Source organism: Vibrio sp. THAF190c, assembly GCF_009363355.1.
Taxonomy (GTDB): domain Bacteria; phylum Pseudomonadota; class Gammaproteobacteria; order Enterobacterales; family Vibrionaceae; genus Vibrio; species Vibrio fortis_A.
The window spans coordinates 314094-328396 of record NZ_CP045340.1 but is presented as its reverse complement, the minus strand read 5'-3'; the positions used below and the strand labels follow the sequence as shown (position 1 = coordinate 328396).

Here is a 14303-nt window from a genome sequence, read left to right as displayed (position 1 = left end):
CACCGAACAAAATTGGCAACTTTTAGTGCAACACAATCATGGTTTTATATCTGATTCCCCAATACATGGGCACTTCATCATTGGTACGTATATTGCTCACTATGTAGATTAAGGATTGTATACAATAATAAATACATTAAGGAAATCACATGGAACAACGTAACAGTGAATTGATCTACGGACTGGATGATCGCCCATCAGTCAAAGCCGCAAGTTATGCGGCGCTTCAACATGTTCTGGCTAGCTTTGTTGGCATTATCACACCCACTCTTATCATTGGTGGTGTACTTGGCTTGGGGGAACATATCCCCTACCTAATCAGTATGGCCTTAATGGTTTCTGGTGTTGGTACCTTTATTCAGGCGAAGCGAGTTGGCCCTGTCGGAGCAGGGATGATCTGTGTACAAGGCACCAGTTTTGCGTTCTTAGGTTCTGTCTTGGGCGCTGGCTTTCTCGTTAAAGCCAATGGTGGCGGTCCAGATGAAATGTTAGCGACTATTTTTGGCGTCTGCTTTTTTGGTGCCTTCATTGAAATTCTGCTTTCTCGCTTTATCGATAAGCTAAAAGTCGTCATCACACCGGTCGTGACTGGTATTGTTATTACCACCATAGGTATCTCTTTAATTAAGGTTGGAATCACCGATATAGCAGGAGGATTTGGTGCAGAAGACTTTGGTGCTCCAAGTAACCTTATGCTTGGCGCAATCGTTCTTGGAATCATCGTTGCTTTAAACCTTAGTCAGAACATCATGGTAAGGCTGTCGTCGATCTTGATAGGTTTAAGCATTGGGTGGGCAATAGCGATTGCCATGGGTAAAGCATCTATGCCTGACTTCGCTTCGCAACCGTTGTTGAGCATTCCTGTACCATTCAAATACGGTTTTGCTTTCGACTGGCAAGCGTTTTTACCGATTGCGTTCATTTACTTAATTACGGCTATCGAGTCGACAGGTGATTTGACGGCAAACAGTATGTTCTCAGGCCAACCTATCCAAGGACCTAAATACATCAAACGTCTTAAGGCTGGCGTACTAGGTGATGGCGTTAACTCACTCATTGCTGCCGTATTCAACACCTTCCCAAATACCACGTTCAGCCAGAATAACGGTGTCATTCACTTTACCGGTATCGCGAGTCGATACATTGGTTACTTTATCGCGGGCATTCTGTTCCTATTGGGGATGTTTCCAGTGTTGGGAGCAGTATTAATGACCATTCCAAAACCAGTATTGGGTGGCGCGACTCTGGTCATGTTCGGCACTGTCGCTGCAGCAGGTATCAAGATCATTGCTAATGAGGAGTTAGATCGCCGCCGTATTATGACTATCGCCATCTCTTTTGGCTTAGGCCTTGGCGTTATGCTCGTGCCTGATTTGCTAAAAGAAGCGCCTAAGTTAGTTCAAAGTATCTTCGGCTCTCCGGTTACTATGTCGGGTATCGCTGCGTTAATCATTACTGGGTTAATGGCGATCATCCCTGAGAAAAGCGATAAACCTTTACCAAGCAATACGCAAGCGAGTGAAGCTTAGTCCAAGCATCAATAGTGATATGAACATACTTCGGTTAGTTGACCAGGCCCAGCTAACCGAAGTATTTCAGCAATCGAGATGTCACCTAGCTTCAATCATACAACCTTCGAAACTTGGCGAGCCCAACGCCGAATCATATCCCAATTACGATAATCTCCATCCTCTACCCCTTTGACTATTGCAATTAACTTAAGTGGGTATCGGTAATACCAAGGCATCAGCTTTGGTTGCAATGTACCTGAAAAACCAGCAACCATGATGGGCTCAACGTTGGGATTCATCTTAATCAATGTGTGATCGTAAACCTGTGGCGAATTGAATGAATTCGATGGCTGTTTTGCGAGCGCCAAACAGGTATAGAAATATGCCACAGACGTCGATGACAGTTCATTTTGATGCGTTCGGACATAATCTCGGACTTCGATTAGCCATCTGTCATAGCGGATTGGAGCGCCAATAATAACCGCTTCATTAGCATAGGGGGCTCTCGCAATCTCTACGGGCAACACTTCCGTTGTTATATCCAATTCTTGTAACTCTTGAGCGATAGCATATGCAATTTCTGCTGTCGAACCAAAACCCGAACCGTACACAATCAATACTCTTTTTCTATCCATGTAAACCTCCCATATTTTGCGAAAAGCACAACCCAAACAAACTACCCCATGAGCAATGCTTGTTGAGTTTGTTTATTACATCCAATTAAGCGATGATTTGATTGACAGGAAATCGTCGAAGATTTGCAGGAAATACATTTATGGAAGACAAAGCCAGGCTAGCATTATCAAAGTTTGATACGAAGAAACGGAAGAAGAGTGGTGCTAGCTCTCCCTTGAGTGAACTGAAAATGAGTAGCGTGTTTTACACTCACTCAACGATGAAGCAACCGTGGGGCATCAAAATGCCATCCATTCCGTCGAGCACTATGTTCCACTTAATCCTCGAAGGCGAAGCAATTGTCATTGTCGATGGAACACAGATTAAGCTGAATGCCGGCGATTTTATTTTGCTTCCACGCGGGACTGGGCATGACATCGTCGATATAAATAAGTCAGCTGCTACCGATTTATTTGAGAATGACATAGAAGAAATCACGGAGCACTATGAACGACTCACAACCAAAGGGACTGGCGAGACGACAACGACTCTATGTGGCACGGTTTTGTTTGAAAACGAGGTCACGACTTCGGTCATTACATCTATGCCTGAGTTCGTATTAATTGACTCACAATCGCAGGCTCACGACACAATTAAGAGTGTCGTTCAAGCCATACACAGAGAAACGAAAAATGAAGAGTATGGCTCGGAATTAGTGGTATCTAAATTGGCCGACGTGCTTATTCTACAGTGTATTCGAGCGTGGATAGACCAAGTATCTGATGATAATCAGGGTTGGATAATGGCGCATACCGACAAACGCTTATCTCGCGCAATGAAGAGAATCCATAGCGACAGTGCAGCCAATATCGATATTGAAACGCTGGCTGATATTTCAGGGATGTCTCGTACCAGCTTCATTGAGTACTTCAAGAGGACTGTAGGGGAAACGCCCAAGAAATACATCACCGATTGGCGACTATCTCTCGCCAGAGAAAAGCTGCTACATGGTAAAGCTCATATTTTGAATATCGCTCTCGACGTCGGCTATCAATCGGAGGCCGCATTCAGCCGAGCCTATAAGAACAAATATGGGGAATCTCCATCGACCACTAAAAAGAATAGCCTAGCCCAAAACGCCTAGGCATCCACGAAAACAGCCCGAATAAGCATTCAGGCTGTTCTTCATGTTTCACTTTTTACTCTCGATCAACGCAGCTAAATCCAATAAACGACAATTAAGTCCAATGGCCGACAGCTAATCCCAGTAACCGGCGGCGATCGTTTTAGATACATAGTCTGCGAACTTAGTCGGCTTACGTCCCGTCGCTTCTTCAACACCATGAGTAAGATTTGAATTACGTCCATCGAAAACTACGGTGAACAACTCATTCAGTAACCATTGATAATCTTCTGGTAAGTTCTGGCTCTTAAGAATATCTAAATACGCTTCGATGCTCACAGAGGTAAACTTGATCTCCTTCCCGAGCTGTTTTGATATCTCATCAACACAATCTTGAAACGTCATCAACTCCGGGCCTGTCACTTCATAGAGGCGATTGCGCTTACTTGGATCAACCAATGCCGCCACCGCAACTTCTGCAATATCATCAGTGTCAATAAATGGCTCTGGGGTATCGCCTGCGGGTAACACAAGTTCGCCTTCTAAAATACCTTGAGCCATAAAGCTCTCGCTAAAGTTTTGCGCGAACCACGAGGCTCTAACAATGTTCCAATCTAAACCACTATCGATAAGTATACGTTCTGCTTTTTCTGCGCCCTCTTCGCCACGCCCAGACAGCAATACGATATGCTCTACACCTTGTGCTTTAGCAACCTCTACGAACGCACTAATGTCTCCCTCAGCGTTAGGCACTGCCAAGTCAGGTTGATAGGTAACATAAGCTGAGCGTGCTCCCTTCAGTGCAGTCGGCCAAGAGCTTCGCGCCTCCCAGTCAAAATAGGTCGCCGCGCTGCGAGAAACTTGGCGTGTTTCAATACCAAGTTCGCAGAGACGTTTATTAACTCGAACACCGGTTTTGGCATTTTTACCAATAATGACAATAGGTCTTGTTGGGGTAGCGTCTGACATAATCGTTCTCCTATAAATATCGGTTACCGCTTGAATGCAGCACCATGATGGCTTAGGAAAAGTTATGACTGAATGATATAAAATCCGGATTTATTGATAGAAAGTTCGAGTATGCCTGTTAGATTCGACAAAGCGTGATGAATAAAAGCGAATTATTTGGATACCCAAGCTGCAATCGTTCTTCTCAACCACATATGACGTTTATCATCAGAAAATCGTTTATGCCAAGCTACGTAGAGGTCTATCGGCGGGAGCTCTAGGGGTAACGGCTTGTATATCAACGTATCATTGACGACATCACTCAGCCCTTTGGGTGCGATAGATAACCTTTCGCTTTTGCCAATTAACGTCTGCAAAGATAAGAAACTCGGCGTGATAGTATCAATCACTCTCGAATAACCTTTCCCCGCTAAGATTTCATCTACCTTCGTTTTCGGCGATTTACCTTGAAGGCTCACCACCACATGCGGATAAGAACAGAAGTCATCAATGCTAACGTTCTGATTTGCAAGCCTATGTTTCGAGGACATAAAGAGTACGAGCTCATCACTTTTTAAGTGCCGAGTCTGTAACGTCTCTGGCAACATCGCTGGACTGCCAATCAATAGGTCAGTCGACAACAAAGAAGCGTTAGAAATCGCATCTTTGCCAGAGTACGCTTGTATGTTGACACTCAGTCCTGGCGCGACAGACGCCAACTTTTCACGTATTGGTGCGATGATTGTCGCAAGCGCATAATCCGTTGCGAGTATGTTTATTGTCCCAGTCGCTGTTGCAGGGTCAAACTCCATCGACGAGCTGAGGGCTCGCATCGAATTGAGTATTTGTGACACAGGAATACTCAGCTCATTCGCTCGATGAGTTGGGCGAAGCCCACGACTGTGGCGCTCAAAGAGAGGATCATCAAAGATCTCTCTTAGTCTTTTCAATGCTCCAGAAACGGCTGACTGCGATAACCCCAGCCGAGCCGCACTCATCGTCGTAGATTTCGTCTCTAATAGCGATTCAAACACAAGCAAAACTTGTGGATCTAGTCTTCTGATATCAGTCATTCCAATATCATACATCACCATAATCGTTTAGAAAGATTTCTTTTCTACCCATAAACTTCTCCCATCTACTTAGAAACAACGAAGGGAAGAAACGTGATGAACAAATTCAAGACTATTGCTTTATCTATTGCTATCACTATTTTGGGAGGAACCGCTATGGCACAAGAAACGATCAAATATCAAACTGAATCAGCTAAGTATGAAGGCTACCTTGTAACTCCGACAGGCTCTGGAGACTTAGATGGAGTATCTATCCTATTCGCCCACGACTTTCTAGGTCCGAGCGAGAACCAACTTTCTCTTGCAAGAACATATGCAGAACGTGGGGCGCTTTCTCTTGTTGCGGATTTCTATGGTGAAGGCATTCGTCCGTCATCTCCTGACAAAGCCAATGAAGAAGCAATGCGCGTTAGGCAAGATATTCCAGAGCTTAGAGCAACGATGGTAGAAGCCCTATCAGTACTTATCGCGAATGGCGGTAAAGCCGAAAATACTGTAGTTATCGGCACAAGTGTGGGTGCCCTTGCAGCTCTTGAACTGGGGCGAAGCGACAAAGAAGTCCACACTATCGTTACGTTGTGGGGCATTTTAGAAAACACAAAGCCAGACAGCGCCACACCTATTCGAGCTAAAGTGGTACTTCTACAAGGCGATCAAGACCCATTGGCTCCTCAAGCCGCAATTGAGAACGTGACCACTGAATTCGGTAAAGATGGCACACCTTATGAATTGGTGAAGTACGAACAAACCGCTCACGCGTTTACCCTACCATTTATTGGAACAGATCTAAGTTCGGGCTTTGCCTACAATGAAGAATCTTCAAATGATGCTGAAAAACGGGTTTCTGCAATTTTAGTCGAAGCAGCGAAATAACCCTCAAATAAAGCGATCAGCGTGCACTCCTGACTAAAGAATGTGTACGCTTTTTCACAAACAAAATAAAGTCAATCACCCCTTATTAAGCAAGGGGTATAAAACTAGAATCTTAACAATTTGATGTTTCTCCTACGTAGCATCCCCATTCGCGCCTCTTATCACTACCGACCATCCATACAATCAACCAAAGTTAAACTATCAAAAAACAGCCATATTCATGAGTATTGATAGTCAAATTGAGCTAGAGATAACGAACTGCTGTTCAGCTAATTGTGTTCTCAGTAATGAGTCACTTCAACATTAAACCAAGTTAATTACTCAAAAATCGACATGAACACTAGAATTTTAAGGAAGTCATCCTTTATTATTGCGCAGATTTTAGTTCCAATATTTTAAGCAGTAGCGGTTGCTCCTATGTTGGGTGCTTACTGCAAAGAGATAACAATAATGAAGATACAACTAGCCATAGTGTCAGGGTTACTGATGTCACATGGGACGCATGCAACGACATTAGACGTCGGTTTGGTGGATGCAGATAGACCGCCATATTTTGTAAGGCCAACTCACCATACATCGGTATCAGGTATGTACATTGATATTTTGGATGAAATCGGGAAGCAGGCGGGCATCACCTTTAACTATAAATTTTTGCCACAAAAGCGAATCCGAGCGTACATGAAAATTGGCTTGTTAGATGTCGAACCCGGTATTGACCCTCAATGGAGAACCAACCAAGGAGAGGCTGAATCTACCGTTTATTCCGACTCACTATTTGAGTCACCCGAAGTGCTTGTGTATAACCCCAGCAAATTTCCAATACCTCCAAGCCATGAAGAGTTAATGCAACATAAATCTTGCACAGTGCTTGGGTTTAACAGTGTTCAAGAGACAAAATCTAAAGAACATGCCCTTACCACAGAAGAGCAGATTATTGATCTAATCAAGCTACAACGGTGTGATTGGGCAATCTTTCCAATTGATGTTATTAACAACGATTCTTCTTTTGGCCGACTGAAATATACCGAACCTGTAGCAACATACTCGTTATCTATTCGCCTTAGTAAAAAGTACACGCCTCTACTAGAACCGATCAACGAAGCGATTCGAGAAATGAAACAAAGCGGAAAACTGCACGCAATCATCCACTCTTATACTGCTGGAGATTAGATCATGAATCGACTTATCGCATCTTGCGCTCTGTTATGCGCGATAATCTTTTCATCGCTTAGCTTCGCTTCAATTAGTGAGGAGATTAAGGATGTGGTGAAAGGTCAGTTATCAGAAGCGACAGATGCTGGGCAAATGGCAATTGAGTTATCACAGCTTACATCAATGCATCTCTATAACTTGAACGAAGCACAACTCGATCAAACGCTTTTGGTTATGTTAAAAACAAACCGTCGTCTAAAGGCTGTCAGAATCATTGATTATGCAACGCAAGAAGTGATCGCCTCCATCTATCGGAATGACTCAGAAAGCTTCATCCACGGCGATTTTCCTGACAACTTTAATCAATACCAAATGGCGAAAGCGACGATCTATCACAATGGTGTGCCAATTGGATTAAGTGAAATTCGTTTTTTGTCCGCTGAGGAGATTAGCCGGCTCGATGCGCTCTCCAATAACCTGATCACTTTAGTTATCGCCTTTTCGGTGTTCTTTGCGTTAACAGCTATCCTTTTTCGATTATTGTCGAAAAATTTGGGCGGGAATGCCTATCTCACGTTCGGGACGCAGAAGTTTGCGAGACTGATTTTTTGTGCGATTTCAGCATTTATACTTATCAGCATTGCAGGTAGTTGGTTGATCTTAGAACACAACAGATCAAACATCTTGCAAAGATCCACAGATTCATTTCATCAATATTTACGCTCTCTCGACAGAAGTCTTGCGAATCTACATATGATTCGAGAAAAAACATTCCGTCATATTTTTAATAAGCCAGAGTTTCAACGTAACTTACATGAGCTATCCAATGCGGTACTTGTTGAAGATGATGTCGCCGTAAACTACTACCGAAACAAAATGGCAGAAGTGTGGGCTAACTATAGAGAGTTCAGTTTAAATGGGAGCAAGTTAATTGTGGCGCCCGACCTTTCTGTTATTTACTCTCAAGGCCAAGCGTTAAACTTGAATGACATTCTTTCAGCTGCACCAGATAAGCTCGCTAAACCTTTACTCGGAGAATCAGAGTTAATCCCTATTCAAGTTTCCTATGACTCATCAACGGGTAATACGGATTACCGCTTGATTTTTGCTACCCCAGTCTTTGACTCCGTGACTGATACAGTGATTGCAGTCGCGATGATAGAAATCGATGAACAAGAGATCTCATACAATGACTTGAGCATGCATGATTTCTCAAGCAGTGGTGAAGTATTAGTTTTTGATGGCGATGGTCAGATGCTATCGAAGCCTAGGTTCGCTCTCGATCCTAGCCGCATTGAACATGAACGTATTTTCATTCAAGAGATGCTGCATAAGCTAAAAGTTCATGGACTTGCTAACAACTTAGCGGGGATTCATAAAGTAATCGATTATCGTGGTGTTCCGACTTACGCTATGCTCAACTGGAGCGATAATCTGAATGTCGCTTTAGTTGCAAAAATGGATGTTGATGAGATTCTCAATGATTATTACCTGTTCAGGAAAAGCGTACTATTCGTCGTATTTATCATGGTTCTTTTCACCGTACCATGCCTGCTGTTTACACTGTATGCCGGGAGCTTAACCAATCAAAGGTTGAAAGATTCTCGTCGTGAAATCATCAACCGTTTAGGTCATGCCGCCGAGTTTAAAGACAACGAAACCGCGCTTCATATCTTCCGCATGAGTCGCTACACCGAAGTGTTGGCGCGTAATTTAAAAATGTCACCGGATTGGATTGAATTACTGTGTGACGCGGCGCCTATGCATGACATTGGCAAAATTGGTGTACCCGATAACATTCTTCAAAAACCGGGCAAGCTTGACCCCGAAGAGTGGGAGGTGATGAAAAAACACCCTAAGTTCGGTGCTGACATCATTGGCCAACATGCTGATTCAACCTTGCTTAATACGGCAAGAGAGATCGCGCTTTATCACCATGAGAAGTGGGATGGCACCGGCTACCCTGAAGGCATTTCTGGAGAAAATATTCCTCTGTCTGCAAGAATTGTAGCGATTGCCGATGTGTTCGATGCGCTCACCAGCTCGAGGCCGTACAAAAAGGCGTGGGCTTTTGAGGACGCGGTTAATCTGATCTTAAGTGAGTCTGGTCAGCATTTTGACCCAAAACTGGTGAAAGTGTTTACCGAGTCATTCACGGAGTTCAAATATATTATGAAAACCTACAGTGACGAGACATTAGAGAAGAAAGCTTCTTAGCTGTATGAGAAAAAGAGCGAGTACTTGCGTAGTACTCGCGTATTTAGGGGGCTGGTAGCTTTTTGTTGGCCGAAACGTGCAAGCCCCTCAATTTACTTACGTAGAGGCGTGGGCTTGTTCAACATTTGGGATTTAACGTTGGCTACGCGACGCTTAATCATTATTTGTTAGGTGTTTTCACACCGTATTTTTCGTAAGCAAGATCATTTGCGAACACATCCAAATGGACTATGAAATCAACTTCATCTGACCAATCACCATTTTTTAGTTCGTACCATTCACCCGTTGCTGGTTCAAAATAATTGTCACCGTAAGGCAGATCGACTTGACCACCCCCGACTTTATCGACAACAACAGTATTGTCATTGAATGTATTAACAACACCAAAGAAAGTGTCGAACTTTATGTTTTCACTTTCATCTATGTGTCTAAGAGACACTAAAAGAACTTTATTGTGAAGATCTATCATAGACACCTAACGCTTGGCCTTGTTAAGAGTGATATTGTTGAACATTGAGCTTTACCATGCCTGAATGATCACGATCAGCAAAGTAATTATGATCTTTGAGTTTAATTGCATCTATAGCTGCTTTAGCGTCTTCAGACGACTCAGGATCATTAAGTAAAGCTGCCAACGGCTCTAATGAGCTAGACTTTTGAGCGACGGAAAGAAGCAGACAAGCTTGATACCTGACCCTTTTAGATTTATCCGCAAGCGCCTCAATAGCAAGCTCATAAGCATCCTCACTGGCAAGTGCATACTTGGAAGCATGATAGACGCACGACAAACGCTCACCCCATTTTTTCGAATTTCGATACTTAGCTAGGAGCAACTTCGGAAATTCTAAGCCCAGAACACTTAGGGCTTTAACTGCATCGTATTCCGCATCCGCTCCCCGACCATCAAGTAGCGCTAATTTTTCATCAATATCCATATTCTATGCTTAGTAGTGTAGTGGACAGCTAACACCGCGAAAGCTGGCACAAAATTGTTGGCTAAAATAGGCGACGAAGGAGCCGCAACACAAGCTTTTTGCGTCCTTTTGAGTATCTTGTTAGAGAGCGTTTACACTATTATCTTAGTTTTCAAATCTTCATCGATTTTCAAGGGAGACATGAACGTTTGAATGTATTCAGCACGTTCACTATGGTTTAAGTGAACCCAACTTGGATCAGATGATATTTTGTTTAGCAACAATTTAACTTCACGCCTATCTTCTGTTGCTTTTCGCCACGTCAACCAACCAGCTTTGTCGAAGCCTGGTGCTGGGGATTCTGTGTTTATTAAAGCTTCAAAAACTTTATCAGTTAAACTCTTTACATGAGGGCTTAATTGAATTTCTGGCTTGAAGGGATTTTCGTGAAATTTAGCTTCCATCAGCACATTATGAAGAGCAAGTAATTCCCAATAATCAGACAACTCGATATTTATCACCAGTGCTCCTTTAGTTCTCTAACGCCTTGCTCACCTGCACATAGTGCAGCAACTTGTTATGCTCTACTCTCCAGATCTCATATATGAGTCGAAGTTATCTATATAGTCTTCTAAGTTTTCTTCAAGCATTTTTCGATATTGTTCTACAAAGTAATCAATTGTTTCTTGTTTCGATGCAGCCATTTCTTCACCAGAGCTCCAGCCACAAGCACTTACCCAAGCGTTAAATCGAGCAGTTGCATACATATTCGAAGCGCTGACTTTCCCTTGGGTCACTTTCTCACTTATCTGATCATTAGATAAATGAATATGTGCATCTGCACGCTCGTAAAACTCGTCATCTACTTTTTGCACGATTTCTCCTTGGGTGCATAGCATCTTTAATATCAGGCAGTCTCGTTTTGCTGCCTACCCAACTTTCGATTAATTTATCATAAGCTACTAAAAAATAGAGATATTACATTGAAATATGCACTCTATCCTCACATAAAAGCGCGCCCGTGTGTTTGCTAAAGTCGGTCCACATAGCCTTTGCCAAGTGAACTGACAGAGGAAATACGACAAAACCTCAATGAAAAAGAACACTTCTAAGATACATAGAATCTTTAGCTATTGAATATGCTGCAATTAACTTTACAGAAGTTGCGTTGAACGTCACTATCAATTTGAACAATCGTTCAACAAAGTATATGATTCACCAAAACAATATTTACCTACACAGAGGTTGCAGATGCCTATAACTCAGTTTATTAAAACCGCAGGCGAACCTACGATCCTGAAACGCTCACTCAAGGTTTCCATGATAGTTGGCACCATTCTTATGTTCATTAATCACGGTGACAAATTGCTCTACAGCAGCATTGACGCAACGCTGATCATCAAGATCTTAATGACATACTGCGTGCCCTTTTGTGTGTCTACCCAAGCCAGCGTTTCTGCAACTCTTCAATCCCGAAAGAAGGCCGCCCAATAATGATATTTTCGTTTAAAAAACCGTCTCCGGATATTGTCGAAGTTCCTACCAGTCGTCTTGCAGAACTGGAGAAAATCTCTAAAAAGTACTCTTTATTCAAACAGAATGATCCCACCGACTATGCGAAGAGAATTCACGTCAATGCGGCTAATGTTCATAAAGCGTCACGAAGTCGTGCTGAGTCGATTGAACAGAGCTATGAGTTAGTGAATCACTTCATCGAACAGTCAGAAAGTATTAACAAGCTGTCTTGTGAGAGTCATCAATACTCCAGCCTAACGGCAGAGACTGCCGCCAATACCATCGACAAGCTAGAGGTTTTGGAAGAGCAGGTGTTGGTTTCTAAAGAAAAGATCTGCCAATTTAGCGAACTACTCGAATCATTGGATGAGATTAACAAGAACGTCACCCAATTGGTGGATTCTATTAAAGGCATCGCTGCACAAACAAACCTGTTGGCGCTTAATGCCGCGATTGAAGCTGCTCGAGCTGGAGAGCATGGCCGCGGTTTTGCAGTAGTCGCAGACGAAGTCCGTCAACTCGCGAACACGGCGAATCAGTCCGCTGAGAGCATTGATACAGAAATGGCGTCGATTTCAAAGATATCAGACAGCATTTTCAATAAACAAAAAGAGGTTGAAGACGTCATTATTCTCAGCTCAGAAGTAACCAAAGACACAATGCATAAAATGCAGAATTTGATGAACATGTCGCTTGATAGTAAAACATCTTCTAAAACCATTATGGACGCCATTGAGACTCAACTGTCCGACTCCAACACGGTTAAACAAAACATGGAAGCCCTGGTTGAAGACACAAAGCTCTCAATAAGCCTCTCGGGCAACAACCATGAACTCGCGGAACAGATCGTCAACTCTTTATCTTATCTACAACTGGATGATAAAACGAGCCAATAAAGAAATACTTAGCTCTGATAGCGTGTAAGCAAACAAGGAAAATTGCGACATGAACCAAAGCCAAACACCACTTGAAACAAGAACTGCTGTTTCACTGAGTGATATCTTAAGTGAGCGTTCACTATATTCATATGTTCAGTCTATTCGAGATCTTAAACGCCAGACTACTTATGGACATGAGGTTTTAGTTCGTGGCCCTTTAAACTCCTTGTGGCATCGACCCGATCAGTTGTTTATCGCAGCTCAATCACAACAGCTCAGCAGGCAATTGGAAATTGTCATCCTCGAAGTTCATCTTGAAAACATTGCCGCCCATACAGCTACAGGATGTTACACCGTTAACCTTGCTCCTAACCTATTGTTAGACAACACAGTATTTCAAATACTAAATCGCTACGCACTGGCTGAAAGAATTAAGATTGAGCTCACTGAACACCTACCCATACAAGATTGGCAACCAATAAAGCAGCGAATGACACAACTAAGAAAGCAAGGCTATCAGTTCTGGCTCGACGATGTTGGCTGCGGATTTTTTGATTTGGCTCTGATCGACGAAGTCAAACCAGAGGTAGTCAAGCTTTGCATCAAAATCATCAGTAGGCTGACGTTTGACCCCGCCCTAGTCGATGAAATAAAAGCCGTCGTCAAAGCAGTCCATGCCTATGGTGGTGCTGTGTTAGCTGAAGGAATTGAGGAACAAGTCCAGCTCGAAATGGCGGAGCAACTGAACATCGACCTAGCGCAAGGCTATCTTTTTGATAAGCCGCAGCCACTTGTTTGAGTCTCATCGCCTATTGCACTTCTCCCTACTCATGAGATCCGGCTTCATCGCGCCACTTAACTGCAGCTTGCAGTGATATTCCCCCTTGGTTCACTTTGGAACACGCACCGTAAAACTGCCTGCACGACAAGGGTCTTCACACATTCCGCATTCACTCACAAGGGATGACCTCTAATGTGTAGGGGGTGACTTGTTGTGTTTCTATGTCTAGTTTAGATGCAGTGTATTGTAGATAACAGTTATCGCTGTTGAGCACAGTGCCTTCAAAACGCTCCGGAAAACTGAAAATGATTTGGTCTGGTTTAGCACCACCAGCGCCAACAAACCAATCCGAGTCTTCATTAGGAGTTGCAGTGATCTCTGAAAGTAAATAAGGAAAGGTCATTGAACTGTTTCCTGGGTAGCCATACATGAAATAGCAACGTTCACACCAATCCGCTTCTCTCACACCAGGGAAGAAAAACACATTCCCATCATTTTCAAGGCCATCAATCGCGAGTTTCCCGTAACTCACTGCCATAGCACTTTCCAAGGCCCCTTTCAGGCCGAGTAGAGCGCTGTTTTTTGCATCGGTTTGAAGGTTTAAAAATCGCGGCGCAACAGTAACCGCTAACACACCTAAGATCACGATGACGACAACCAACTCTATTAGGGTAAAACCACTCGCTTTTTTCATTACTGCCTC

General features: G+C 43.2%; 15 protein-coding genes and 1 pseudogene. 8 read left to right on the top strand and 8 right to left on the bottom strand.

Annotation, left to right across the window (positions count from 1 at the left end):
- Positions 1–149 precede the first annotated feature (149 nt).
- Positions 150–1529, top strand: a complete 1380-nt coding sequence (locus tag FIV04_RS24280; protein ID WP_152470964.1) for a nucleobase:cation symporter-2 family protein — start codon at positions 150–152, stop codon at positions 1527–1529.
- A 95-nt stretch (positions 1530–1624) separates the two neighbouring features.
- Here FIV04_RS24280 and FIV04_RS24275 read toward each other — a convergent pair whose 3' ends face one another.
- Positions 1625–2146 carry a flavodoxin domain-containing protein gene (locus FIV04_RS24275; RefSeq protein WP_152470963.1) on the bottom strand — a complete coding sequence of 174 codons (522 nt, stop codon included), beginning with the start codon at positions 2144–2146 and terminating at the stop codon, positions 1625–1627.
- Positions 2147–2286: 140 nt separating this feature from the next.
- Here FIV04_RS24275 and FIV04_RS24270 point away from each other — a divergent pair, with 140 nt between their 5' ends.
- A complete protein-coding gene (locus FIV04_RS24270) occupies positions 2287–3270 on the top strand; it encodes an AraC family transcriptional regulator (protein WP_152470962.1) in 984 nt (327 codons plus the stop codon).
- A gap of 114 nt (positions 3271–3384) precedes the next feature.
- On the opposite strand, the gene FIV04_RS24265 is transcribed toward FIV04_RS24270, so the two are convergent.
- Together FIV04_RS24265 and FIV04_RS24260 are read right to left on the bottom strand one after the other, a co-directional pair.
- Complete coding sequence (locus FIV04_RS24265; RefSeq protein WP_150873313.1) at positions 3385–4218, bottom strand: NmrA family NAD(P)-binding protein; 834 nt, start codon at positions 4216–4218, stop codon at positions 3385–3387.
- A gap of 152 nt (positions 4219–4370) precedes the next feature.
- Positions 4371–5270: a LysR family transcriptional regulator gene (locus FIV04_RS24260; RefSeq protein WP_172974324.1), complete on the bottom strand. Its 900-nt coding sequence runs from the start codon at positions 5268–5270 to the stop codon at positions 4371–4373.
- 96 nt (positions 5271–5366) lie between these two features.
- Between FIV04_RS24260 and FIV04_RS24255 the strand changes: the two genes are divergently transcribed.
- From FIV04_RS24255 to FIV04_RS27275, 3 genes and pseudogenes are all read left to right on the top strand, one after another.
- Entirely contained in the window at positions 5367–6143 is a 777-nt protein-coding gene (locus FIV04_RS24255; RefSeq protein ID WP_152470960.1) for a dienelactone hydrolase family protein, read from the top strand.
- 450 nt (positions 6144–6593) lie between these two features.
- The gene (locus FIV04_RS24250) at positions 6594–7313 is read left to right on the top strand and encodes an ABC transporter substrate-binding protein (protein ID WP_172974323.1); all 720 of its coding nucleotides are present in this window, start codon (positions 6594–6596) and stop codon (positions 7311–7313) included.
- A 1575-nt stretch (positions 7314–8888) separates the two neighbouring features.
- Positions 8889–9512, top strand: a pseudogene (locus tag FIV04_RS27275) (HD-GYP domain-containing protein); the annotation flags it as partial.
- Positions 9513–9672: 160 nt separating this feature from the next.
- On the opposite strand, the gene FIV04_RS24240 reads toward FIV04_RS27275, so the two are convergent.
- The 4 genes from FIV04_RS24240 to FIV04_RS24225 all read right to left on the bottom strand — a co-directional run bounded on the left by FIV04_RS24240 (position 9673) and on the right by FIV04_RS24225 (position 11301).
- Positions 9673–9981 carry a hypothetical protein gene (locus FIV04_RS24240; protein ID WP_152470958.1) on the bottom strand — a complete coding sequence of 103 codons (309 nt, stop codon included), beginning with the start codon at positions 9979–9981 and terminating at the stop codon, positions 9673–9675.
- A 22-nt stretch (positions 9982–10003) separates the two neighbouring features.
- The gene (locus FIV04_RS24235; protein WP_150873318.1) at positions 10004–10447 is read right to left on the bottom strand and encodes a hypothetical protein; all 444 of its coding nucleotides are present in this window, start codon (positions 10445–10447) and stop codon (positions 10004–10006) included.
- 131 nt (positions 10448–10578) lie between these two features.
- On the bottom strand, positions 10579–10947 hold the full coding sequence (locus FIV04_RS24230) for a hypothetical protein (RefSeq protein ID WP_152470957.1): 369 nt from the start codon (positions 10945–10947) through the stop codon (positions 10579–10581).
- Positions 10948–11010: 63 nt separating this feature from the next.
- A complete protein-coding gene (locus tag FIV04_RS24225) occupies positions 11011–11301 on the bottom strand; it encodes a DUF3144 domain-containing protein (RefSeq protein WP_225311031.1) in 291 nt (96 codons plus the stop codon).
- A 376-nt stretch (positions 11302–11677) separates the two neighbouring features.
- Between FIV04_RS24225 and nrtS the strand changes: the two genes are divergently transcribed.
- The 3 genes from nrtS to FIV04_RS24210 are packed head-to-tail and all read left to right on the top strand — an operon-like array spanning position 11678 to position 13618.
- Positions 11678–11920, top strand: coding sequence for a nitrate/nitrite transporter NrtS (gene nrtS / locus FIV04_RS24220; protein WP_152470956.1), 243 nt, complete (start codon positions 11678–11680; stop codon positions 11918–11920).
- Positions 11920–12837, top strand: a complete 918-nt coding sequence (locus FIV04_RS24215) for a methyl-accepting chemotaxis protein (protein ID WP_152470955.1) — start codon at positions 11920–11922, stop codon at positions 12835–12837. The genes nrtS and FIV04_RS24215 overlap by 1 nt, the downstream gene beginning before the upstream one ends.
- A 49-nt stretch (positions 12838–12886) precedes the next feature.
- On the top strand, positions 12887–13618 hold the full coding sequence (locus FIV04_RS24210; protein WP_152470954.1) for an EAL domain-containing protein: 732 nt from the start codon (positions 12887–12889) through the stop codon (positions 13616–13618).
- A 151-nt stretch (positions 13619–13769) separates the two neighbouring features.
- On the opposite strand, the gene FIV04_RS27355 is transcribed toward FIV04_RS24210, so the two are convergent.
- The gene (locus FIV04_RS27355; RefSeq protein ID WP_152470953.1) at positions 13770–14294 is read right to left on the bottom strand and encodes a prepilin-type N-terminal cleavage/methylation domain-containing protein; all 525 of its coding nucleotides are present in this window, start codon (positions 14292–14294) and stop codon (positions 13770–13772) included.
- Between the last annotated feature and the right edge of the window lie 9 nt (positions 14295–14303).

Excerpts from the sequence above, each read along its gene's own strand:
- FIV04_RS24280 (WP_152470964.1), top strand. The coding sequence starts at position 150 with ATGGAACAACGTAACAGTGAATTGATCTACGGACTGGATGATCGCCCA.
- FIV04_RS24275 (WP_152470963.1), bottom strand. The coding sequence starts at position 2,146 with ATGGATAGAAAAAGAGTATTGATTGTGTACGGTTCGGGTTTTGGTTCG.
- FIV04_RS24270 (WP_152470962.1), top strand. The coding sequence starts at position 2,287 with ATGGAAGACAAAGCCAGGCTAGCATTATCAAAGTTTGATACGAAGAAA.
- FIV04_RS24265 (WP_150873313.1), bottom strand. The coding sequence starts at position 4,218 with ATGTCAGACGCTACCCCAACAAGACCTATTGTCATTATTGGTAAAAAT.
- FIV04_RS24260 (WP_172974324.1), bottom strand. The coding sequence starts at position 5,270 with ATGACTGATATCAGAAGACTAGATCCACAAGTTTTGCTTGTGTTTGAA.
- FIV04_RS24255 (WP_152470960.1), top strand. The coding sequence starts at position 5,367 with ATGAACAAATTCAAGACTATTGCTTTATCTATTGCTATCACTATTTTG.
- FIV04_RS24250 (WP_172974323.1), top strand. The coding sequence starts at position 6,594 with ATGAAGATACAACTAGCCATAGTGTCAGGGTTACTGATGTCACATGGG.
- FIV04_RS24240 (WP_152470958.1), bottom strand. The coding sequence starts at position 9,981 with ATGATAGATCTTCACAATAAAGTTCTTTTAGTGTCTCTTAGACACATA.
- FIV04_RS24235 (WP_150873318.1), bottom strand. The coding sequence starts at position 10,447 with ATGGATATTGATGAAAAATTAGCGCTACTTGATGGTCGGGGAGCGGAT.
- nrtS (WP_152470956.1), top strand. The coding sequence starts at position 11,678 with ATGCCTATAACTCAGTTTATTAAAACCGCAGGCGAACCTACGATCCTG.
- FIV04_RS24215 (WP_152470955.1), top strand. The coding sequence starts at position 11,920 with ATGATATTTTCGTTTAAAAAACCGTCTCCGGATATTGTCGAAGTTCCT.
- FIV04_RS24210 (WP_152470954.1), top strand. The coding sequence starts at position 12,887 with ATGAACCAAAGCCAAACACCACTTGAAACAAGAACTGCTGTTTCACTG.
- FIV04_RS27355 (WP_152470953.1), bottom strand. The coding sequence starts at position 14,294 with ATGAAAAAAGCGAGTGGTTTTACCCTAATAGAGTTGGTTGTCGTCATC.